The sequence below is a fragment of the Empedobacter falsenii genome (assembly GCF_013488205.1).
GTDB classification, from domain to species: domain Bacteria; phylum Bacteroidota; class Bacteroidia; order Flavobacteriales; family Weeksellaceae; genus Empedobacter; species Empedobacter falsenii_C.
Genome location: NZ_CP040908.1, coordinates 2,964,156 through 2,988,101, shown reverse-complemented (window position 1 = coordinate 2,988,101; position 23,946 = coordinate 2,964,156). Strand labels below are relative to the sequence as shown.

General features: G+C 32.7%; 20 protein-coding genes. 9 read left to right on the top strand and 11 right to left on the bottom strand.

What is annotated here, in order from left to right; all coding sequences use genetic code 11:
• Positions 1-31 precede the first annotated feature (31 nt).
• Together FH779_RS14010 and FH779_RS14005 are read left to right on the top strand one after the other, a co-directional pair.
• Positions 32-484 (top strand): GatB/YqeY domain-containing protein, encoded by a 453-nt coding sequence (locus FH779_RS14010; RefSeq protein WP_180905148.1) that lies wholly within the window; start codon positions 32-34, stop codon positions 482-484.
• Positions 485-807: 323 nt separating this feature from the next.
• Positions 808-1,329, top strand: coding sequence for a septal ring lytic transglycosylase RlpA family protein (locus FH779_RS14005; protein ID WP_180905147.1), 522 nt, complete (start codon positions 808-810; stop codon positions 1,327-1,329).
• 140 nt (positions 1,330-1,469) lie between these two features.
• Here FH779_RS14005 and mqo read toward each other — a convergent pair whose 3' ends face one another.
• Positions 1,470-2,945, bottom strand: coding sequence for a malate dehydrogenase (quinone) (gene mqo, locus FH779_RS14000; RefSeq protein WP_180905146.1), 1,476 nt, complete (start codon positions 2,943-2,945; stop codon positions 1,470-1,472).
• A 209-nt stretch (positions 2,946-3,154) separates the two neighbouring features.
• A complete protein-coding gene (locus FH779_RS13995) occupies positions 3,155-4,636 on the bottom strand; it encodes a hypothetical protein (RefSeq protein WP_180905145.1) in 1,482 nt (493 codons plus the stop codon).
• A 148-nt stretch (positions 4,637-4,784) separates the two neighbouring features.
• Between FH779_RS13995 and FH779_RS13990 the strand changes: the two genes are divergently transcribed.
• From FH779_RS13990 to leuB, 4 genes are read left to right on the top strand one after another with little or no spacing between them, the layout of a single operon-like run.
• Positions 4,785-5,960, top strand: a complete 1,176-nt coding sequence (locus FH779_RS13990; RefSeq protein WP_180905144.1) for a 2-isopropylmalate synthase — start codon at positions 4,785-4,787, stop codon at positions 5,958-5,960.
• Complete coding sequence (gene leuC, locus FH779_RS13985; protein ID WP_180905143.1) at positions 5,957-7,342, top strand: 3-isopropylmalate dehydratase large subunit; 1,386 nt, start codon at positions 5,957-5,959, stop codon at positions 7,340-7,342. The genes FH779_RS13990 and leuC overlap by 4 nt, the downstream gene beginning before the upstream one ends.
• Positions 7,343-7,354: 12 nt before the next feature.
• Positions 7,355-7,957, top strand: coding sequence for a 3-isopropylmalate dehydratase small subunit (gene leuD, locus FH779_RS13980; protein ID WP_180905142.1), 603 nt, complete (start codon positions 7,355-7,357; stop codon positions 7,955-7,957).
• Positions 7,944-9,068: a 3-isopropylmalate dehydrogenase gene (leuB, locus tag FH779_RS13975; protein ID WP_180905141.1), complete on the top strand. Its 1,125-nt coding sequence runs from the start codon at positions 7,944-7,946 to the stop codon at positions 9,066-9,068. The genes leuD and leuB overlap by 14 nt, the downstream gene beginning before the upstream one ends.
• An 82-nt stretch (positions 9,069-9,150) precedes the next feature.
• Here leuB and groL read toward each other — a convergent pair whose 3' ends face one another.
• From groL to miaB, 9 genes are all read right to left on the bottom strand, one after another.
• Entirely contained in the window at positions 9,151-10,776 is a 1,626-nt protein-coding gene (gene groL, locus FH779_RS13970) for a chaperonin GroEL (RefSeq protein WP_180905140.1), read from the bottom strand.
• Between the two features lie 109 nt (positions 10,777-10,885).
• Entirely contained in the window at positions 10,886-11,164 is a 279-nt protein-coding gene (locus FH779_RS13965) for a co-chaperone GroES (RefSeq protein ID WP_180906864.1), read from the bottom strand.
• Between the two features lie 159 nt (positions 11,165-11,323).
• Complete coding sequence (locus FH779_RS13960) at positions 11,324-13,570, bottom strand: zinc-dependent metalloprotease (protein WP_244957968.1); 2,247 nt, start codon at positions 13,568-13,570, stop codon at positions 11,324-11,326.
• A gap of 5 nt (positions 13,571-13,575) precedes the next feature.
• Complete coding sequence (locus tag FH779_RS13955) at positions 13,576-13,914, bottom strand: hypothetical protein (protein ID WP_152606104.1); 339 nt, start codon at positions 13,912-13,914, stop codon at positions 13,576-13,578.
• A gap of 188 nt (positions 13,915-14,102) precedes the next feature.
• Complete coding sequence (gene secG, locus FH779_RS13950) at positions 14,103-14,453, bottom strand: preprotein translocase subunit SecG (protein ID WP_038332909.1); 351 nt, start codon at positions 14,451-14,453, stop codon at positions 14,103-14,105.
• 4 nt (positions 14,454-14,457) lie between these two features.
• Complete coding sequence (locus FH779_RS13945) at positions 14,458-15,678, bottom strand: tetratricopeptide repeat protein (protein WP_180905139.1); 1,221 nt, start codon at positions 15,676-15,678, stop codon at positions 14,458-14,460.
• A 24-nt stretch (positions 15,679-15,702) separates the two neighbouring features.
• Positions 15,703-16,212, bottom strand: a complete 510-nt coding sequence (locus tag FH779_RS13940; RefSeq protein ID WP_180905138.1) for an LptE family protein — start codon at positions 16,210-16,212, stop codon at positions 15,703-15,705.
• Between the two features lies 1 nt (position 16,213).
• The gene (locus FH779_RS13935) at positions 16,214-17,485 is read right to left on the bottom strand and encodes a sigma-54 interaction domain-containing protein (RefSeq protein WP_180905137.1); all 1,272 of its coding nucleotides are present in this window, start codon (positions 17,483-17,485) and stop codon (positions 16,214-16,216) included.
• Between the two features lie 232 nt (positions 17,486-17,717).
• A complete protein-coding gene (gene miaB, locus FH779_RS13930) occupies positions 17,718-19,163 on the bottom strand; it encodes a tRNA (N6-isopentenyl adenosine(37)-C2)-methylthiotransferase MiaB (RefSeq protein ID WP_180905136.1) in 1,446 nt (481 codons plus the stop codon).
• A 123-nt stretch (positions 19,164-19,286) separates the two neighbouring features.
• On the opposite strand from miaB, the gene FH779_RS13925 reads away from it, so the two are divergent.
• The 3 genes from FH779_RS13925 to FH779_RS13915 all read left to right on the top strand — a co-directional run bounded on the left by FH779_RS13925 (position 19,287) and on the right by FH779_RS13915 (position 23,852).
• Positions 19,287-20,081 (top strand): DUF2189 domain-containing protein, encoded by a 795-nt coding sequence (locus FH779_RS13925; RefSeq protein ID WP_180905135.1) that lies wholly within the window; start codon positions 19,287-19,289, stop codon positions 20,079-20,081.
• 85 nt (positions 20,082-20,166) lie between these two features.
• Positions 20,167-22,701, top strand: a complete 2,535-nt coding sequence (gene topA / locus FH779_RS13920; protein WP_180905134.1) for a type I DNA topoisomerase — start codon at positions 20,167-20,169, stop codon at positions 22,699-22,701.
• Positions 22,701-23,852: an arginase family protein gene (locus tag FH779_RS13915; RefSeq protein ID WP_180905133.1), complete on the top strand. Its 1,152-nt coding sequence runs from the start codon at positions 22,701-22,703 to the stop codon at positions 23,850-23,852. The genes topA and FH779_RS13915 overlap by 1 nt, the downstream gene beginning before the upstream one ends.
• Positions 23,853-23,946 lie beyond the last annotated feature (94 nt).

Sequence of the window (23,946 nt, the reverse complement as noted above, 5' to 3'; positions counted from 1 at the left end):
TCTTAAATTTGTAGTCTAAAAAGCAAAACAAATGAATTTAGAAACTCAAATAATGGCACAGTTAAAAGAAGCGATGAAAGCTAAAAATACTGTTGCTTTAGAAGCTTTAAGAGCTGTAAAATCTGAATTATTATTAGCAAAAACATCTGGTGCTAACGGAGAATTATCAGAAGATCAAGAAATTGCTTTATTACAAAAATTAGTAAAACAACGTAAAGAAGCTGCTGAACAATTCGAAGCAAATGAACGTAAAGAATTAGCTGAAAAAGAATTGGCGCAAGCAGAAGTTATTCAACAATTTTTACCTGTTCAATTATCAGATGAAGAATTAACAGCTGCAATTACAGAAATTGTTGCAGAGGTTGGCGCTACTTCTCCAAAAGATATGGGAAAAGTAATGGGAGCTGCTTCATCTAAATTGGCTGGTAAAGCGGAAGGAAAATTAATTTCGGCTAAAGTAAAAGACATTTTAGCTAGTTTATAATTGATTTTTAAATCTTTAAAAATTAAGAAAAGGTAAAGTTTTATAAACTTTACCTTTTTTATTTCTTTATTTGATAAATTTCTTCAAATTATACAAAATCATTATTTATTGATAATCAATAACATATCCGATTTAAATAAATTATTGCCAAAAAAATTAGGATTACAAGTTTATTTTAACATTAAATTAACAAATCGCTGTAGGCATCTAAATTCGCAAAGTACAAGGGATTTTAGAATTAAAAATCAATCGATTAGAATAATTCTAAATAAGAAGGTGTTTATACCCTTAAATTTGCAAAGTAAATCAGAAATATCTAAAGGATGACGAAAAGCATTACAGCGTTTATAGCAATGTTAATGATTTTTCCAATAGCAAATGCTGATGGTAAAATTTTTAAGGATTCTGGTAATAATGATACAATTATTATGCCAGCTTCTGAGAAAAGATTTAGTAAAGATATTGATAATGATACCATCAAAAAAGATACATTATCAGTTGAAGATGAAAAGTTGGTTGGAGAACTTATCGAGAATAGCGCTCGAAAAATCTCGACAGGAGTTGTTTCTTGGTATGGAGACAAATTCCACGGACGCAAGACAGCTAGTGGTGAAACGTATGACAAACACGAACTAACAGCTGCCCATAAGTCTTTACCATTTGGTACGAAAGTAAAAGTTACGAATATCAGAAATGGTAAATCTGTGGTTGTAGAAATTAACGACAGAGGTCCATACGCTAAATCTAGAGTTTTAGACTTAAGTCAAGCTGCATTCAGCGAAATTGGTCACACCAACACAGGAGTGATGCAAGTTGAATACGAAATTATCAAAAGCGAAGACTAGAAAGGCTAAGATGTTCAGAAAAAATTAAAAGGTTTGAGAATTTATTCTCAAACCTTTTTTTATGTTCTTAAGTTTTGTGTAAAAATAAAATCCTGATAAATGAATATCAGGATTTATAATTATATGAAGTAAGAAAAATCTTAATCTAAAATTTTAAGCACTTTAGTTGTACGCGCTCTTGATGCTTCAACTAATTCAGCTTGTGCTAAATCTTCACCGTAAGAAGGAATCATTTCTTTGATCGCTTCGTTCCAGTTGTTTTTCATCAAGTCTGGGAAACATTGTTTCATCAAGTTCAACATTGCGCTAACAGATGTAGATGCTCCTGGAGATGCTCCTAATAAGGCAGACATTGTTCCATCTTGAGATGTAACGATTTCTGTACCAAATTTCAAAACTCCTTTTCCGTCTTGTTTTTCGATTACTTGAACACGTTGTCCAGCAGTTTGTTCGAACCAATCTTCTAATTTCGCTTCAGGGAAATATTCTTGTAAAGATTCTACCTTTTTCGCTTTAGACAACATTACTTGTTCTACCAAGTATTTTGTTAAATCGATATTGTTTAAACCACAATTCATCAAAAATCCTACGTTTCCTAAGTTTACAGATTTGAATAAATCACAATTAGATCCGTATTTTAAGAATTTTGTTGAGAATGTTGCAAATGGTCCAAATAATAAAGATTGTTTTCCATCAATAACACGTGTATCTAAGTGAGGAACAGACATTGGTGGTGCACCAATTTTTGCTTTTCCATATACTTTTGCATGATGTTTTTTGATGACTTCTTCGTTTTGACAAATTAACCATTGTCCACCAACTGGGAAACCTCCAAATTTTTTCGATTCAGGAATTCCAGATTTTTGCAATAATAAAATTGCTCCTCCACCTGCACCAATAAATACGAAATCAGCATTAAGCGCTTTGTTATTTCCAGATTTTAAATCTTTTACTTTAACTGCCCATTTTCCGTTGCTAAGACGAGTTAAGTCTTTTACTTCGTGTTCAGTTTCTAACGTAATTTCTTTTTTGTCTTGTAAACCTTTGAAAATTTGACGCGTTAATTCACCAAAATTTACATCAGTTCCTAAGTTCATATGCGTTGCCGCAACTTTTTCATTACCTTTTCTACCATCAACAATTAATGGAGCCCATTCTTTGATTTTAGAAACATCATCCGAATATTCCATATCCTTGAATAAAGGATGTTGAGATAATTTTTCGTAACGTTTTTTCAAGAAATTTACATCGTCATCGCCCCAAACAAAAGACATATGTGGAGTAGGACGTAAGAATTTTTCTGGAGAAGAAACGTAATTATTTTCGACTAAGTAAGACCAAAACTCTTTCGAAGTTTCAAATTGTTTTGCAATATTAATTGCTTTATCAATATTAACCACTCCATTTTTGTCCATTGGCGTATAATTCAATTCACAAAAAGCAGAGTGACCAGTACCTGCATTATTGAAAGCATCAGAACTTTCAAATCCAATCTTATCTAATTTTTCGAAAACAGAAATCTTAATAGCCGGATTTATTTTTTTAAGAAGTATGCTTAAAGTAGCACTCATGATACCAGCACCAACTAACACTACCTCTTGAGGTTGTTTTTCCATTTCTCAAAAATATATTTACGTTGCAAAGGTATTAATAAATAGCCTTTTTTGCGAAATAATACGCAGAAAAAACAATGATTTTTTACATAAATTATTGTTTTGAGATAAATTGAATAGATTTTATTTTATAGAAAATTATTGAACTCTAGATTTATTAATTGTCTTTACTTGATAAATAGAGAGAAATTATTAATTTGAATTCATGAAATTTAAATTTTATCTTCCATCCAACGTCTAAGATTGATGTAATTGGTATTTCTTCGCAACAAATTTTGATTGTCCGAATCTTTCAAGAAATCATCTAATTCTCGAAAAGCTTTCACTTTTTCATGCGGATACAAATCATTCAACTCAATAAAAAATAAACTAATTTTTCGTGTAATAATGTTACTATTTTTCATCTTTTTACAGAATTGATGCGTTTTGTACGAATACATATCCAATTCTTGATCGTTGCCAGAATCATATAAATTCATCATAATCAAAACCAAGGTGTAAAAATGTAAATCTTCTTGAATTGTAGATTCACTATTGATAATTTTTTGACAATAATCAAAGGAATTATCCCAATCTTTATTCAGAAAATAATACGCAGCAATCTTTAGATAAAGCACCAAAATATGATGATTATCGATTTTATGTTGATGCAATTTTATTTCGCGCAAAATATCTTTAATCAAAAATGGACTAATATTTTCTTTCGGATTAATGAAAAAATAATTCAGTTTACTATTAAATTTATTGATAAACCAAAGGGCTTCCACATTATCATTTTGAGGCAAAATCTCGTAAACAGATTCCAATTTATCAAACCAAAATTTGAATTCTTCTGAATTTTTTTTCAGATATAAAATTTTCAATAAATATGAATTTCCTTTGATAAACCAAACAGGATGACTAAGAATTCGATCTTTTTTCTCGTAAAATAACTCAACCCATTTTTTAGAAAATTCATAGGCAGAATGAAGGTTTTGCGTTAACATCGACAACCAAACATTTGCTTTATAAAACCATAATTTCTCTTTGAATTTTAATTTCTTAAAATCGATATTTTTTGTTTCCGAATCAAAGAAATTCTGAATTTTTTGAATTTCTTCATCATCTTTTGCATACCCATTTTCGAGCAAAATACTATATAATTTCAGCGATAAATTAGATAATTTACTCGCTTGTAAATTCTGTAAACTTAATTCTTCTGATTGTTCAATCAACTGATCTGCACGACCAGAAATACTTCGTGTAATAAATTGCGATTCGATAATTTTTTCGAGCTCTAAAATATCATAAGCAATAGCTTTTTCGTCAAAATCTAAGGCTTGAGTTTTGGCTTTGTCCAACATTTTTAGACTTTGCTTGTGCAAGCCTTTTTGGTATAAAATTGTAGCAAAATCAAATTGTTCACGTATTTGCATACGCGAATTCTGTTGCGAAGGATTCATCCTCAAGCTAAACAAAATTTGTTTGTACAAATGCGCTTTTAGATTTGATAATTGTTGTTTCGTGGTAATTTTTTTCTTTAAAATTAACGTTTCATCATATTCTTCCAACTTATCCAACGCTTCAAATAATAACAAAAATTTTGCATCTGCATTAATTTGCAAACGATTTACATAAAGCTTGAATTGACGTTTTTCGGAACGATTAAGCGACTTTATTAAACTAAATAGTGCGTCTTTGTTATGATTTGACATTGTAATTAAATTATGTATAATTGATTGAAAATAAAATGATTGATTAAAATATTTCGGCTTTAAGAATTGTAAAACCTATTTCAATTTGAAAAATTAAAGTTAGTACAATTTTAATTTTACATCACAATAACAAACAAAACTAATTGCAATGAGTGCTGAGAAGATTCAAATTTTTGATACGACACTGAGAGATGGAGAGCAAGTGCCGGGGTGTAAGTTAAACAAAAAACAGAAGTTAGAAATTGCGGCTCGATTGGACGAATTAGGCGTTGATATTATCGAGGCTGGTTTTCCAATTTCAAGTCCTGGAGATTTCGAAGCCGTAAATGCAATTTCAAAATTAGTGAAAAATGCCACAGTTTGTGGTTTAACTCGCGCAAACAAAAAAGATATAGAATCTGCTGCTAAAGCTTTGCAATATGCGGTAAAACCAAGAATTCATACCGGAATTGGAACTTCAGATTCTCATATTATTCACAAATTTAATTCGAATCGTGAAGCGATTATCGAACGTGCAGTTGAAGCGGTTGCTTATGCAAAAACATTTGTAGATGATGTTGAGTTTTATGCTGAAGATGCAGGAAGAACGGATAATGCTTTTCTTGCTCAAGTTTGTGCAGAAGTGATAAAAGCTGGTGCGACGGTTCTTAATATTCCAGATACAACGGGTTATTGTTTACCTTTTGAGTACGGAAATAAAATTAAATATTTGAAAGATCATGTTCAAGGGATTGATAATGTTATTATTTCTTGCCACAATCATAACGATTTAGGTTTAGCGACAGCGAATGCAGTTGCAGGAGCAATAAATGGAGCACGCCAAATTGAATGTACAATTAATGGAATTGGTGAGCGCGCTGGTAATACCGCTTTAGAAGAAATCGTGATGATTTTTAGACAACACAAAGAATTGAATTTTTATACAGATATCAATGCTCAAATGTTAACAGAATTAAGCCAATTAACTTCTGAAACAATGGGAATGATGGTACAACCAAACAAAGCAATTGTCGGATCGAATGCTTTTGCGCACAGTTCTGGAATTCATCAAGATGGTGTGATTAAAAACCGTGAAACATACGAAATTATCAATCCAGCTGATGTTGGTGTTAATGAATCCTCTATTATTTTGACAGCTCGTAGTGGACGTTCAGCGTTAGCTTATCGTCTGAAAGATATCGGTTTTGATACATCTAAAAATGAATTAGATATTTTATATGAACAATTTTTAGAAATCGCAGATTCGAAGAAAGAAGTTGTTCGCGAAGATTTACTTGGACTAATGCATCAGTTTAACCAATCAACACAAAGAAAATTCGCATGAGAACATTATTCGATAAAGTGTGGGATGCCCATGTTGTCAGCCAAGTAGAAAATGGACCACAAGTGATTTATATTGATAAACATTTAATTCACGAAGTGACAAGTCCGCAAGCTTTTGCAGAATTAGAAGCGAGAAATATTCCAATTTTTCGTCCAGATCAAATTGTAGCAACTGCGGATCATAATGTACCAACGATTAATCAAGATCAGCCAGTTCGAGATCCATTATCAAAACAACAATTAGAACAATTAGCAATTAATTGCGAAAAAAATAATATTACTTTTTATGGCTTAGGTCATCCGTATCAAGGAATTGTTCACATTATTGCGCCAGAATTGGGTGTTACGCAACCGGGAATGAGTATGGTTTGTGGTGATAGTCACACGTCTACGCATGGTGCTTTTGGAGCGATTGCTTTCGGAATTGGAACAAGTCAAGTTGCGCAGGTTTTTGCAAGTCAATGTTTGTTGATGAATAAACCGAAATCGATGCGAATCAAAGTCAACGGAAAACTGAATCCAAATGTTCAACCAAAAGATGTGATTTTGTATATCATTTCTAAAGTTGGAACAAATGCAGGAACAGGTTTTTTCTGTGAATATGCTGGAGATGTTTTCGAGAATATGTCGATGGAAGGTCGAATGACAGTTTGTAATATGTCGATTGAAATGGGCGCTCGTGGCGGAATGATTGCACCTGATGAAACGACTTTTGCTTATTTAAAAGATAAACCATTTACCCCGAAAGGAGAAGAATGGGAGCAAAAAGTAGCATATTGGAAAACGTTACCAAGTGATGCTGATGCGATTTTTGATGAAGAAATAGAATTTGATGCAGCGGATATTTATCCAATGATTACGTTTGGTACGAATCCGGGAATGGGAATTTCGGTGAAAGATATCATTCCGTCAAAAGATTCGTTAAGCGATAATGAAAAAGAATCGTTTGAAAAAGCATTGAAATATATGGGCTTCCAAGATAATCAATCAATCATCAATCATCCAATTGATTATGTGTTTATCGGAAGTTGTACCAATGCGAGAATCGAAGATTTGCGTGAAGTGGCGAATTATGTGAAAGGAAAACAGCGCAATGAAAATGTAACTGCGTGGATTGTTCCGGGATCGAAACAAGTAGAAAAGCAAGCGATAGAAGAAGGTTTGGATAAAATTTTTGAAGCTTCTGGATTCAAATTGCGCGAACCAGGTTGTTCGGCTTGTTTGGCGATGAATGACGATAAAGTTCCAGAAGGAAAATATTGTGTTTCGACTTCGAATAGAAATTTTGAAGGTCGTCAAGGTCCAAATTCAAGAACATTATTAGCTAGTCCTTTGATTGCTGCTGCTGCTGCAATTCACGGAAAAATTGTTGATATCAATTAAAATTTACTCAAAATGGATTCAATCAATCAACTAAAATCATCGGCTGTTCCGATTAAAATAGAAAATATAGATACCGATCAAATTATTCCAGCTCGTTTTTTGAAAGCGATTAGTAGAGAAGGTTTTGGAGATAATTTATTCAGAGATTGGCGATTTAATCAAGATAATCAATCAATTGAAAATTTTCCGCTGAATGATTCAAAATATGCTGGAAAAATATTAGTTGCTGGTAAAAATTTTGGTTGCGGAAGTAGCCGAGAACATGCTGCTTGGGCAATCAAAGATTACGGATTTGATGTAGTGATTAGTAGTTATTTTGCAGATATTTTCAAAGGAAATGCATTGAATAACGGAATTTTACCAATCGTTGTTTCAGATGAAATCTTAAATCAAATCTTTGAAATTATCGATCAAAATCCTTCAACAGAATTTGAAGTTAATTTAGAAAATCAAACCTTAAAAATTCAAGATCAAACCATTAATTTTGATGTTGATTCTTATAAAAAAATCTGTTTATTAAATGGATATGATGACATTGATTTTTTAATCAGTCAAAAAGATAAAATAGAAACTTACGAACAAAACCATAAATCTTTACAACATGAAAACGCATAAAATTGCAGTACTTTCTGGCGATGGAATAGGACCAGAAGTCGTTTCGGAAACAATAAAAGTTCTGAAAGTCGTTGAACAAATTTTTAAATATAATTTCGAATTTGAGGAAGCTTTGATTGGTGCAATTGCGATTGACGAAACGGGAAATCCTTTGCCTGATGCGACGTTGCAATTATGTAAAGATGCAGATGCGGTTTTGTTTGGTTCTATTGGAGATCCAAAATATGACAATAATCCGAACGCTAAAGTTCGTCCCGAACAAGGTTTGTTAAAGCTGAGAAAGGAACTTGGTTTATTTGCAAATATCCGTCCAATCAAGGCTTACGAATCTTTGTTAGGGAAAAGTCCATTGAAACGTTCGCACATCGAAGGAACAGATATGGTTATTTTTCGTGAGTTGATTAATGGAATTTATTTTGGAGAAAAATTTACAGCGCAAGATGGTTCGCATGCGTATGATACGTGTTCGTACAATAGAAAAGACATTGAGCAAATTACACATTTAGCTTTTCAGGAAGCAATGAAACGTCGCAAAAAAGTAACGTTGGTAGACAAGGCAAATGTGTTGGACACGTCTCGTTTGTGGCGAAAAGTAGCGATGGATATTAGCCAAGAATATCCAGAAGTTGAATTAGATTTCTTGTTTGTTGATAATGCAGCGATGCAATTAATTATCAATCCAAAACAATTTGATGTGATTTTGACAGAGAATATGTTTGGTGATATTATTTCGGACGAAGGAAGTGTAATTGGAGGAAGTATAGGTTTGTTGCCTTCGGCTTCTATTGGTACAGAAAATGCATTGTTCGAGCCTATTCATGGTTCGTATCCACAAGCAAAAGGAAAAGGAATTGCAAACCCGATGGCTTCTATTTTGAGTGCTGCAATGATGTTGCGTTATTTGGGATTAGAAGAAGGCGCGCAAGCAATAGAAAATGCGGTGGAAAATGCGATTAATAATTTGATTGTAACTTCAGATTTAGATGAAACGAGCGATTATTCGACATCTGTTGTGGCAAATTATATTGCGAAGATATTATTGAGCGATCATGATCATCATTCATATTTCAATTTTGAAAATGTATTGATGGGGAAATCGACGATTATATAGTTTTTATTATTTATGACTTAATGAAAAAGCCATTCAGATTTCTGAATGGCTTTTTCTATTGTATATTTTTATGAGTTGATGATTACATCATTCCTGGCATTCCACCTCCCATTGGCGGCATAGCTGGCTCATCTTTTTTAATTTCTGTAACAACCGCCTCAGTCGTGATTAACATACCTGCAACAGAAGCAGCGTTTTCTAATGCAACACGGGCAACTTTAGTTGGATCAATAACTCCAGCCTCGATCATGTTTACATATTCGTCAGTTTTTGCATTGTATCCGAAATCACCATTTCCTTCTTTTACTTTTGCAACAACTACAGAACCTTCACCACCAGCGTTGTGAACGATTTGGCGTAATGGTTCTTCAACTGCACGCGTTACAATTTTAACACCTGTCGCTTCGTCAGTATTTGTAGTATCAATTGTTAAGTTAGATAAAGCTCTAACAAAAGCAACACCACCACCAGCAACGATACCTTCTTCTACAGCTGCGCGAGTTGCGTGTAAAGCATCATCAACACGGTCTTTGATTTCTTTCATTTCAACCTCAGAAGCAGCACCAACGTATAATACAGCAACACCTCCAGCTAATTTAGCTAAACGCTCTTGTAATTTTTCGCGATCATAGTCAGAAGTAGTTGTTTCTACTTGCGCTTTAATTTGGTTAACACGAGATTTGATTTGTTCTGCATTACCAGCTCCGTTAACAATTGTTGTATTGTCTTTGTCGATAACTACTCTTTCTGCAGTACCTAACATTTCTAAAGTAGCAGTTTCTAATGTAATTCCTTGCTCTTCAGAAATAACAGTTCCTCCTGTTAAGATTGCGATATCTTGTAACATAGCTTTACGACGATCTCCAAATCCTGGTGCTTTAACAGCAGCGATTTTTAAAGATCCTCTTAAACGGTTCACTACTAAAGTAGCTAAAGCTTGACCTTCAACTTCTTCAGAAATGATTAAGAATGGACGTCCTGATTGAGCAACTGGCTCTAATAAAGGTAAGATTTCTTGTAAGTTAGAAATTTTTTTCTCGCATAATAAAATGTAAGGATTTTCTAACTCAGCAATCATTTTATCTGCATTTGTTACGAAATATGGCGATTGGTATCCACGGTCAAATTGCATTCCTTCAACAACGTCAACGTAAGTTTCTGTTCCTTTTGCTTCTTCAACAGTGATAACACCTTCTTTTCCAACTTTAGAAAAAGCTTCTGCGATTAATGATCCAATTGTATCATCGTTATTTGCAGAGATAGAAGCAACTTGTTTAATTTTTTCTGATGAATCACCAACTTCTTGAGATTGCTCTCTTAAGTTAGCAACGATTCCAGCAACAGCTTTATCAATACCACGTTTCAAATCCATTGGATTCGCACCTGCAGCAACGTTTTTCAAACCTTCGCGAACGATAGCTTGAGCTAAAACTGTAGCAGTTGTAGTACCATCACCAGCAACGTCATTTGTTTTAGAAGCAACTTCTTTCACCATTTGTGCACCTAAGTTTTCGATTGGATCTTCCAATTCGATTTCTTTAGCTACAGAAACTCCATCTTTTGTTACATGTGGAGCACCGAAAGATTTTTCTAAAACTACGTTACGACCTTTTGGTCCTAATGTTACTTTAACTGCATTTGCTAATGCATCAACACCTCTTTTTAAAGCGTCTCTTGATTCAATATCGAATTTAATATCTTTTGCCATTTTTATTTATGTTTTGATGTCTTAAGTCTTAAGTCTTAAGTCGAATATGATTAAAAATTAAAAAATAAGTTACTTTGTACTTAATACATTTTACTTATTACAACTAAATTTAGATGATTGCCAAAATATCAGCTTCACGCATGATTAAGTAATCTTTACCTTCTAATTTTAATTCAGTTCCTGAATATTTACCGTAAAGAACTTTATCACCAACTGTAACAGTCATTGGTTCATCTTTTTTTCCATTACCAACTGCAACAACAATTCCTTCTTGTGGTTTCTCTTTTGCTGAATCTGGGATAATAATTCCTGAAGCTGTTTTAGTTTCTGCTGGAGCAGGCTCAATAACCACTCTATCTGCTAATGGTTTAATGTTTAATTGTGACATATTTGTATTTTTTATTTTTTCTAAATTGATGATTTTTAACCAACGAAAAACGTGCCAATAGCCAATTTCTGCCATTATGGATAAGTTAATTGTAATGAGAAAAAATAAAAATGCCAAGCTGTCAGACAACTTGGCATTTAAAGTAATTTTTATGAATAATTATTTTTTAATAATCACTTTTTTCGTGAATTGTTCGTTGCCAGCTTCAATCGAAACAATGTAAACTCCATTTGATAAACTAGATAAATTAACTTGTTGAGATTTAGAAGAATTCAATTTGTTTGAGTAAACTGTTCTTCCTGCTAAATCTGTCACCGTAATTTTACCTGTTGTAAATGATTTTGTAAAATCTAAATTGATTATTCCATTTGAAGGATTTGGAGAAATTGTCGCTAAATCTTTTGAATTGATCTCAGAAGTTGCCAATTTATCAGAAATTTCAAAATTTGAAGCATTTACCGCTAAGAAAACATTATCAATTGCTTTAATCATAATGCGCGCTTCTTTTGTTAACGAAACATTCGTTGGAACTGTGAAATCATATTTTCCATTATTTGGAACTGATTCAGCTAAAACATAATCAAATGTTTTTCCACCATCAACTGATAATAAGATTTTTACGTTTTGTGTATCAATTCCGTTTGCATCCGTTCCCGCAACATCCCAAGTAATTGTAGCAGGATAATTTTGTGTCCAATAATCAGTTGTCGCTTGCGAAGTCACTTTGAATGGTCCGAAATCTTTTGTAACAAGAACAACATTCTTACGATCAGTTTGACCTCCTTTAGGATTGTTATCTCTAACTAAAAGAGAGAATTTTAGCGTACGAGCAACGCTTGGAATAACTTCCCAGTTCATAGGAGCTGGATTTGTCTCTAAAGTTAATTTACCATCAACAATTGATTGTAAATTAGGGAAGTATCTGTATCCTACTGTAGTTGGATTAAGAGATCGAAATGTTGGTCCATTTTTATTAGTAGATACAGGAGGTTGCGTAGCTATTTGTGTATCTGTTTGTTCCCAGTTGTATGTTATTGCATCTCCATCAGGATCAGTAGCTGTTGCTTCCAAAACAAAAGCAGTTGAGTGAGGAATGTTATATGACAATTTATCTAGAGCAATAACAGGCTCATTGTTTCCTGAATCAGTATTTACTGAACAACTTCCATTTGTAGAAGTAATAAAATTATATATATTACTAACACTTACAGTAGAAAAATAAGGGTCACTATTATTTTGTACATTAGGAGGACAAATACCAGCATAAGCCATAATGGTACTTCCACTACCAGGTTCAACAGCTGTAGCGCCTGAGCGATTTCCTCCACAAGAATTGTTAAAAGTATGTGGTGCTCCAAATTGATGTCCCATTTCGTGAGCTACATAATCGATATAGAAAGGATCATTTATTGGTGCTCCTAATCCAGTTACACCTCCTGCTTTAATTGTGCTACAAGGGCTTTGTAAGTAAGCTACTCCACCACCACCAGTAGAAAAAACATGGCCAATATCATAATTATCTACACCTATTTCTCTGTCTAAAACAATTTGATTTTCTTTTAGCATAGCACTTCCACTATTGTTGGTGTATTCATCTGTTGTAATAAAAATAATTTTATCATTATTTTCCACTAGTTCCATTGTTACACCAAACTCTTTTTCATAAACACCATTTACACGAGTCATAGCTACATTTATAGCTGAAATAACAGCTGCTAGTTTTTCTTCGTATGTACCAGATGATAATCCTGCTCTATTTACATGGTATCTAGAGTATTCTATAGTTGTCGCTAAAGCTAAACGGTATTTTCTCATTTTACCATCAATAGCAGTTTTATTCGTAGGTATATCATTTGTGATTTGATTGATTAATTTCTGTTGATATACATCATCTGTATGACAAGAAAAATTAATATTATCATCAACATTTTTTCTACTATAAGAAATGTAAGTTGACAAATCTTCCGTATAAGCATCAATATAAGAAATATCGTGACCATTCTGTATCATTGCACTAAAACCGTGATATGGAGAATAGCTAAAACGGATTGTAGCTTTTCCATCAACAGATTTCCCTACATAAGATTTAATAGTGTTATATTTCTCTTGTAATTTAGGCGCCATAATAGATGCTTCTTCAACAAGATATTTTGTTATTTCTCCATTTTCATTCGGAATGTTTACTAACTGAGCATTATTATTCCCTTTGTTGGCAATAGAATTTAAGTCATTAAGTAAACTTGTAACATCTAATTTAAATAATGTAAATTCTTTAGGAACAGTTGATCTTTCAACTAAATTAGTAGGTTGAAAATTTTTATTTTTCAATTCTTGCCAATGATTACTTTGCGCAAAAACCGAACTTCCTCCCATCAGAAGAGATAAGATAATAAATTTTGTTTTCATAAATTTCAATATTCTAGTGTTAAATAATTAATTTCTTTAGGTATTTCTATAAAAAATAAGTTGATAGATTTATCAGCTTCATCTTTATATTGATGTAGTTTTAAAATGTTTTTTTTAGAAGAACTAGTTAATTCTGAGATTTCGTAACGATCAATATCTTCTTTACAAATAACTGCAATATTTTTATTTGAGAAGTCAATTATTTCTAATGGAGCGTTTCGTTGTCCCGGAATAATTAATGACTTTTGAAATTCATCAAAATCTTTCATATTTGAGAAAACTTTTATTTCGTTTTTACACCCTTTGCCATCAAATGCAGTTCTAAAAATATTTAATTCATTCATAGAAATAGTTTTTAAAATTTTTTGTTGACCGCAATTAATAAGAAACAAAGATATTAAAGGTATAAAGAAGTAATAGTGTTTCATATTCAGTGTTTAGGACTAAATTATGAATAAATATTCAATATAAGGCATTAAAAAACGCGAATCATTCGATGATTCGCGTTTTTTAATTTATTTTCTTATCAAAATTACTTCGCTGGTTGAGCTGGTAATTGATTTTGACTTGCTCCGTTTGCAGCAGGTTGTGTTGGTAAATTATTAGCCGGTGCCGTAACATTTGGCTTAATTGGTTTTATCGCATTTGGATTTTCATGCGAAGCACTTGCTCCAATAATCAATACGATTACAGCGATAAATAATCCCCAAGTTGTGTTGTCTAAGAATTTATTTGTTCTTTGAACTCCAAACATTTGGCTTCCTCCACCACCTCCGAAAGTAGAAGATAATCCTCCTCCTTTAGGGTTTTGAGATAATACGATTAGTACTAATAATACACATAAAATCATGATAATAATCATGAAAAACTGAAATAGTCCCATTTTATTATTTAGAGTTTTTTAAATTTTCAATTTCTTTAATTCGATTTGCAAATAAACTATTTTTTTCTGGATATTTCAAAATTAATATCTTATAAGCTTTAATTGCCTTATCATATTTTTTTTGCTCAATATAAATCTGAGCCAAAGTTTCGGTCATCAAATCCGAATATTCTTCCGTGTTCTGAACGAAATTTGATGGTGTGCTGACTGGTGTAATATCCGTTTTTTTCATCGGAACGATTTTCGGATTTTTTTCCAAAAAGTCATCAATCAACTTATATTTTATTTCTCTTTCTGCAATTTCTTGCTCTTCTTCAATCTCTTGTTGTGTTTTTGATTGAGAAGGAACTTTTTTCAACCAATCTGAAAAAGAAAACGTCGATTCATCCGAATTATTTTCAATGATCTCTACTTTTTCTTCAACCATTTCAGGTTCAGATTCTTCAATTACTTCAGCATTTTCAGACAATCCTTCTACAATTTCTTCTTCCTGATTATCTTCTATTGTTACTATTGTTTTAATTACTTGCTGAGGTTCAGATTCAATAATTTCAATTCCAGAAGTTTGTTGAACAGCATTTTCGATATCATTCTCAGAAGTTAAATTTTCTTCTTTCGAATGATTTTCTACCACAACTTTATTCGTGATTTCAGCAACTTCGTTCAATTCTTCATCCGAAATAATATCAACCACATGATCTGTTCTCAATTCCGATTCTTCTGTATCATTTTCGATCATTTCGTCCACAATATCCTCATTAATTTCATCAGAATTTATGTCAGAAATAACCTCAATTTCTTGATTAGATTCTTCTTCCTTTTCTTCAATGATTTCATCAACAACTTCAACTGTTTCGTTATTGTTTTCGATGATTTCAGAAGTAGAATTTTCTAAAATAGGTTCAGAAATAATTTCGTTTTCAACTAATTCTTCCACTTTTTCTTCTTCCATTTTAGGAGAAATAGTTTCATTTTCTACTTTAACCTCTTTCTGAATTGGTTCCGAATTGATGTAATGATACAAATCGACACGATTGCTGCTGTGAATTGAAGTTTTGTTCAAATAATCCTCAAAAGAAGGATGATTTTCCTTTTTCAAACCATAAAGTAACAAAGCACGCAATGTGTAGAAATACGGATATTTTTCTACTTCTTTTTTAAGAAGTGGAATGTCCGATTTCTCAACTTCGTACGGATGTGCTACTAAATATTCAATTCTGGTCATTGCTCAAATATAAGGTTATTTTTTTTACCAATCCATCGCAATAGACGCAAAAACTTGGTCGCGAATATCATCAATAATTAATGGAACAATTGACGATTCTACAGCGCTTAACATCGCATTTCCGTCATATAATTGGAAAGCAGAAAATGTTCTGTCATAACTTTTTGATTCGTCTTTATTGTTGATATATCGAACTTTTACATAAATCGTCAAACGGTTTTTTGCTGCAATATCATTTGATTGAATTGCTTCAGGAACAACATCGTATCCCGTAATTTCACCTTCGATAATTAAGTCAGAATTTTCGTTAGAATTTAACTTCAATTTCGTTCTACTTCTAAAAATATCTTGAATTGCAATCGTTAAATCTTGACTTAAAGTAGGATTTTGTTGAGGTGCGTAATTCGGGAAAGTTGCCACATAAATTGTGTTCCAATCATCTTCAATTGCCGCTCCTGAAAGGGTATATCTTATACATCCTGTTAAACTAAAAATAGCAAAAATACTAAGGATGAATAGTTTTATTTTGTTCATATTACAAATGATATTGTTTGATTTTTCGGTACAATGTTCGCTCAGAAATTCCCAATTCGTCAGCCGCCATTTTACGTTTTCCTTTATGTTTTTCTAACGCCAATTTTATCATTTCCTTTTCGTTATCTTGCAACGAAAGTGACTCTGGTTCTTCGATTGGACTTACGTCGTATACATCGTTTGAATAATCGTATTGCGGTTGTTTATAACTTGGTGTGATTGGAGCAGATTTCGTTGGAACCAAATTATATTGACTTGGAACAAAATCTTCTTCTGGTTCGTTTTGATCTTGATAAACGCGCTGAATCAATTCTTGCGTATTACCATTAAAATCTTCCACATCTTTGTGTTTGATCAAATCTAATGTTAAAGCACGCAAATCGTTCAAGTCTTTTTTCATGTCTAATAAAACCTTGAACAATAATTCGCGTTCCATAAAATCAGAAGAACTTCCATCTTTCGATTTATTTGTAACCGTTAACATTGTTGAATTATTAGGTAATAATTCCATGATTTTTTCTAACGAAATCACACGGTCTTTTTCAACAACAGAAACCTGTTCAGCAAAATTTCTCAATTGACGCACATTTCCTGGCCAAGGATAATTTGCAATATAGTTTTGCGCTTCTGGAGAAAGCTCAATATGAGGCATTCGATATTTATTTGCAAAATCTGAAGCAAATTTTCGGAACAATAAATTAATATCTTCCTTACGCTCGCGTAAAGCTGGAATATCAATTTGAACTGTATTTAATCGATAATATAAATCTTCACGAAATTTACCTTTTTCAACAGCTTCTAATAGTTTTACATTCGTTGCAGCAACAACACGAACATTTGTTTTTTGAAGTTCTGAAGAACCAACTTTCATAAATTCGCCCGATTCCAAAATACGTAACAAACGCACTTGTGTAGCTAAAGGTAATTCACCAACTTCATCTAAGAAAATTGTTCCGCCATCTGCTACTTCAAAATAACCTTTACGTGTTTGTGTAGCACCTGTAAAAGCGCCTTTTTCGTGTCCAAATAATTCAGAATCTATTGTTCCTTCTGGAATCGCACCACAGTTCACCGCAATATAATTGTTGTGTTTGCGTGCTGATTGATTGTGAATAATTTTCGGAATAAATTCTTTACCAACACCACTTTCTCCGATGACAAGAACAGAAATGTCGGTAGGTGCAACCTGAATCGCCTTTTCTAAAGCACGATTCAAGGCTACATTATTTCCAATGATTCCAAAACGTTGTTTGATAGTTTGTAAAGAATCCATTTTTTAATTTTTTAGGTTTTCGAAAAATGATTTATCAAATTTCAATTATTGTCTTATTAAAACCGACATTTCGAGTGAAATTCTTTAGAATTTTGTATCGAGAAAAAGGTTTTAAACTATTAAAATTCTATTCTCGATACAATTTTTAATCATTTTATTCATAAAAATCACTCGAATTGACGAATTTTATTTTTAGTATACAATTGACAGATTGATTGTTGAAAAAGATAAATTAATCTTCAATCATTTCACCAATCAAAGTTGCCGTTGTACAGCTATTTGCTTTTACGTTTACAAAATCACCAACTTTAGTTCCTTCTACTTTAGGGAAAACTAAAACTGCATTTTGCGTATTACGTCCGTACCAGAAATTTTCGTCACGTTTAGAGTTACCTTCAATCAAAACTTCATGAATTTTTCCAACATAACTATTCATACGCTCAGCAGAATGTTTTTGTTGCATTTCGATGATTTCTTGTAAACGACGTTTTTTATCTTCTGGTAAAACATCATCAGGCATTTTTTTGTGCGCTGGTGTTCCAGGACGCTCAGAATAAGCGAACATATAACCGAAATCATATTTCACATATTCCATTAACGATAATGTATCTTTGTGTTCTTCTTCTGTTTCGCCACAGAAACCTGCAATCATATCGTGAGATAAAGCACAATCTGGAACGATACGACGAATTTTATCAATTAATTCGAAATATTCTTCACGAGTATGTTGACGATTCATACGTTCTAAAACAGTCGTAGAACCCGATTGAACAGGTAAGTGAATGTATTTACAAATGTTTTTGTGTTTCGCCATCATTTCTAATACGCTTTCTTCCATATCTTGTGGATTAGAAGTTGAGAAACGTAAACGAATATTAGGAAACTGCGTAGCAACCATGTCTAATAATTGCGCAAAATCTACAGCAGTCGCTTTCTGAATATCAGTTGCATTTTTGAAATCCTTTTTTGGTCCTCCACCATACCATAAATATGAATCGACATTTTGACCTAAAAGTGTAATTTCCTTGTAACCAGATTCTGCTAATTCTTTACATTCATTCAAAATTGAGTGCGGATCACGAGAACGCTCACGACCGCGCGTAAAAGGTACAACACAGAACGTACACATGTTATCACAGCCACGAGTAATCGTAACGAAAGCTGTAACGCCATTTCCACCTAAACGAACAGGAGAAATTTCGGCATACGTTTCTTCTTTTGATAATTGTACATTTACTGCATCACGACCATCTTCTACATCGTTGATTAAGTTTGGTAAATCGCGGTAAGCATCAGGTCCAACAACGATATCAACTAAATGTTCTTCTTCAAGAAATTTATGTTTCAAACGTTCCGCCATACAACCTAAAACACCAATTTTAAGACTTGGATTTTGTTTTTTGATCGCGTTTAAAGTTCCTAAACGTTTACGAACTGTTTGTTCCGCTTTTTCACGAATCGAACAAGTATTTAAAAGAATTAAATCTGCTTCGTCAACTTTTTGAGTGGTTTGGTAACCTTCGTTATTTAGAATAGATGCAACAATTTCACTATCCGAGAAATTCATTTGACATCCGTAACTTTCTAAGAATAATTTCTTTGTTGCATTACGAGTAGGAGCAGTCATCAAAGCCTCTCCTTGTCTTGCTTCATCTATATGTTTTTCTTCTGTATGCATTCTAAAATGGATATTTTATCGTGCAAAAATAATAAATCTATGTGACATATTGGCAGTAAAATTTTCTTTTGCATTTTATTAACATTTTGTAGATTTGAGGAAATCTAAAAAAAATATAAAACTATGGATGATAGAATTAGACAAAGAATAGAAGAAATTAAGCAACGTGGAGTTAATATAAACGTTGGAGATATTTTTTCAAAATCATGGGAAATTTTTTCGGGAATCGCATTATATGCAATTCTTGCAATTGTAATTACATTCGCAATTAGCTTCACAATTAATTTTATTTTAGGATTAATCATTTCGGTACCTACTTTTGCTATTTCAGATATGTCTGATGTAGATGAAGTTTATGCGGAAGCTTTATCTCCTTTAGCGTGGGTGAGTAATATTGTTAGTATTGTAGTTGCAGCAGCTTTAGCACCGATTACAGTAAGTATTTTGACAATGGCTAAAAAATTTAATAAACATCAAAATCCTGACTTTTCAGATTTGTTTATTCATTATAAAGATGGAAAATTTGGGGTGATTTTTACAACATATTTAGCTGTTCAATTTTTAGGATTCATAGGTATTTTATTATGTATTGTACCTGGGTTCATTTTCTATGTTACATCAATATTAGCAATTCCGTTTGTTTTGTTTACAGGTTTTACAACAACGGAAGCTATAAAATCAAGTGTAAGTATTTTATTTAAAAACTTCGGATCAGCATTTGTTTTTTGTTTGGCTTGTTTTGGAGTCGCAATTTTAGGAGCACTTGCTTGTGGAGTTGGATTATTAGTAGCAATGCCTCTAATCTATATTGCGACATATGTTTTATATGAAACAGTTATAGGAACAGAAGACGACGAACAATCAGAAATAGACAAAATCGGAACAGATATTTACAAGGATAATCCTTACATGAAATAGATAAAAATACGGAGCAGTTGAAAATCATTTTTGGCTGCTTCATTTTTTTGTTATTAATTTTGCAGAAATTTTTTAAGAAAACAATATGTCTAAAAATCTCGTTATTGTTGAGTCCCCAGCAAAAGCTAAAACCATTCAAGGTTTTTTAGGTGATGATTTTATCGTGGAATCAAGTTTTGGTCACGTGGTCGATTTACCAAAGAAAGGAATGGGAATCGAAATCGAGAATCATTATAAGCCAATATACGAAGTAACACCTGATAAAAAGGAGGTTGTAAGTAAACTAAAAAAATTGTCTTCGAAAGCCCAAACAATTTGGTTAGCATCCGATGAGGACCGCGAAGGAGAAGCAATTTCTTGGCATTTGTATCATGTTCTAGGATTAGAAAAGAAAGATACAAAACGTATTGTTTTTAATGAAATTACGAAAAAAGCGATTCAACGTGCGGTAGAAAATCCACGTCAGATTGATGAAAATTTGGTTGATGCGCAACAAGCTCGTCGTGTTTTGGACAGATTAGTTGGTTTCGAAATGTCGCCAATTTTATGGAAGAAAATCAAACCAGGTTTATCAGCAGGACGTGTTCAATCAGTTTCTGTTCGATTAATTGTCGAACGTGAAAAAGAAATTCAAAATTTTGTTCCAGTTTCGTCATATAAATTCATTGCAATTTTTGAAACGAATGAAGGAAGAACCTTAAAAGCAGTTTTAACAAAAGAATTTTCAACGTTAAAAGAAGCCGAAGATTTCTTAGAAACCTGTGTTGGAGCAGATTTTAAAGTAAACGATTTACAAAAGAAACCTGCAAAACGTACACCTTCTGCGCCGTTTACAACATCAACTTTGCAACAAGAAGCATCTCGTAAATTAGGTTTTTCAGTTTCGAGAACGATGCGTGTTGCACAACAATTATACGAATCTGGACATATCACATATATGAGAACGGATAGTGTGAATTTGTCTGATGACGCTTTAACAGCGGTAAAAGCTGAGATAGAATCTGCTTACGGAAACAAATATGTTGAGATAAGAAAATACAAAAACAAAAATTCATCTGCACAAGAAGCGCACGAGGCGATTCGTCCAACGCATTTTGAAAATCATTCGATTAATGCAGACGATTCAATGCGAAAATTGTACGAATTAATTTGGAAACGTACAGTTGCTTCTCAAATGGCAAATGCTGAACTGGAGCGAACTATCATTGATATTGATAACAACAAAAACAACTTTATTTTCCAAGCGAAAGGAGAAGTAATTGTGTTTGATGGTTTCTTAAAAGTTTACCAAGAATCGTTTGACGACGAGGATGCAGATGACGATAAAGTATTATTGCCAAGTGTGAAAGTTAATGAGCAATTGAAAGCAGATGAAATAAACGGTACTGAACGTTTTTCTCGTCCTGCGGCTCGTTATACAGAGGCATCTTTGGTGAAAAAATTAGAAGAATTAGGAATTGGTCGTCCGTCAACTTATGCACCAACGATTTCTACAATCCAAAATAGAGGTTATGTGGAAGTTGGTGAATTGGATGGTCAAGAACGAAAATATAATACCTTAACGTTAATTGATAATCAAATCAAAAAAGTTCAACAAAAAGAAATTTTTGGTGCTGATCGTCGCAAATTAATGCCAACGGATATCGGAATCGTGGTAAATGATTTCTTGGTTGATTATTTTACGAATGTGATGGATTATGATTTTACGGCGCGTGTCGAAAATAGTTTTGATGAAATTGCGGAAGGTAAATTGAATTGGACAAAAATGATTGATGAATTTTACACGAAATTTCATCATGTTGTAGAAGATGTTCAAGAAAATGCAGATCGTGCAACTGGAGAACGCGAATTGGGAATTGATCCTGTTTCGGGTAAAAAAGTGCATGCGCGTATTGGACGTTTTGGACCAATGATTCAGATTGGTGAAGCAGAAGATGAAGAAAAACCTCGTTTTGCAAGTCTTCAAAAACATCAATCTATTCATAATATTACCTTAGAAGAGGCAATGAAATTGTTCGAATTACCAAAAACTTTAGGTGAATATAAAGCGCACGAAGTGGAGGTAAATATCGGACGTTTTGGACCTTATGTGAAATTTGATGATAAATATATTTCTATTCCGAAAGAGGAAGATCCAATGGATTTATCATTTGATCGAGCAGTAGAATTAATTGAAGAAAAATTAAAAGCTGATGCGCCGATTGCACAATACGAAGGGTATGATGTAACAAAGGGAAAAGGACGTTTTGGACCGTTTATCAAATGGAACGAATGGTTTATTAATGTTCCGAAAAAATACGATTTCGATCATTTATCTCAAGCTGATATTATCGAATTGATTGAAGATAAAAAACGTAAAGAATCTGAACGTGTTGTTCGCGAATGGGCAGAACAGGAAATTCGTTTAGAGAAAGCGCGTTGGGGACGTTATAATTTGATTCAAGGAAAAATAAAAGTTGAGTTATCGAAAGAGACGAATCCAGAAGCGTTGACTTTGGCTGAGGTTGAAAAATTAATAGAAGCAGCAAAACCGAAAAAGAAAGCTGCGGCTAAAAAAGCACCAGCAAAAAAGACAACTGCGAAGAAAACGACAACTAAAAAAACAACGACTAAAAAGTAATGTACAACGACTTTTTAAAACCCGTTTCTGAAGAATTACAAGATTTTGCTAAATCTTGTAATTCTTTTGCGTTAGGACAAGCAATAAAATTCCGCGAAGATGTGATCGAAATCGATGAAAAATCGAACGATAAAATCGCAATTATTGGTGTGACAGAATCTCGTTCGAAACAAAAAGACTTGATCGAAGATGTAGATTTTAGCCTTGTTCGTACACAATTGTACGAATTGCAAATGGGAAATTGGTCGATAGATTTGTACGATTTTGGTGATGTTGTTTATTATGATGATAAAGCGGAAACCGAAAAAGTTTTTAGAGAAGTTACAAACGGATTAATTCGTGATGGATATGTCGTTGTTATTTTGGGTGGAAATCCAAGTTTAGGTTATCAACAATATCGTGCGTATGACGAAATTGTTGATAAAGTTTATTACCTAACAATCGATCATAAATTACGATTAGGTAAAGATGAAGCGCAAACAACAGAAAATAATTATTTAACAAAAATTATTTCGAATGAGCCTTTCAATTTATTGGATTATACGAATATTGGTTTTCAAACATATTTTGTTGCGCAAGAAAAATTAGATTTGTTAGATCAGTTAAATTTTGATGCTGTTCGTTTGGGGGTAATTTCCGAAAATGTAAAAGAAATAGAACCTTATTCTCGAGATGCTAATGCAGCTTTGCTTAATTTATCGAGTTTGCAAGGTTCGGATTTCTCTTCTTCAAAAAATATGACGCCAAATGGGTTTTCTTCGCGCGAAATTTGTGCGTTGACAAGATATTTAGGTTTCAGCAATAAATTGACTTCACTTTACGTTTGTGATTATATCGAAAATTATAAAAAATTAGATCATCTATTAATTTCGCAGATGATTTGGTATTTTATTGATGGGAAAAATCATCGTCCAGAGATAAAAAGTTTTGGTGATGCACAATATTTTGAGAAAATTTTTGTTCCTACAGAAGGATACAATTATATTTTTTATCGAAATATATTAACCAATCAATTGTGGATAGAAGTTGATAACACTGTTGATGGAGAGCGAAAATTTGAAATTATTCCATGTTCAGAAAAAGATTATGAACAAGCCTTGAATGGTGAAATACCGAATAGGTGGTGGAAATATTTCAAAAAATTTTATTAAAAAATAAAGAACAATTTTAAAAATCAATTAATAAATTGCCTTAATTTGTAGCCTTATTAATTGAGAACTAAAAGTATAAAACCTGTATAAAAAT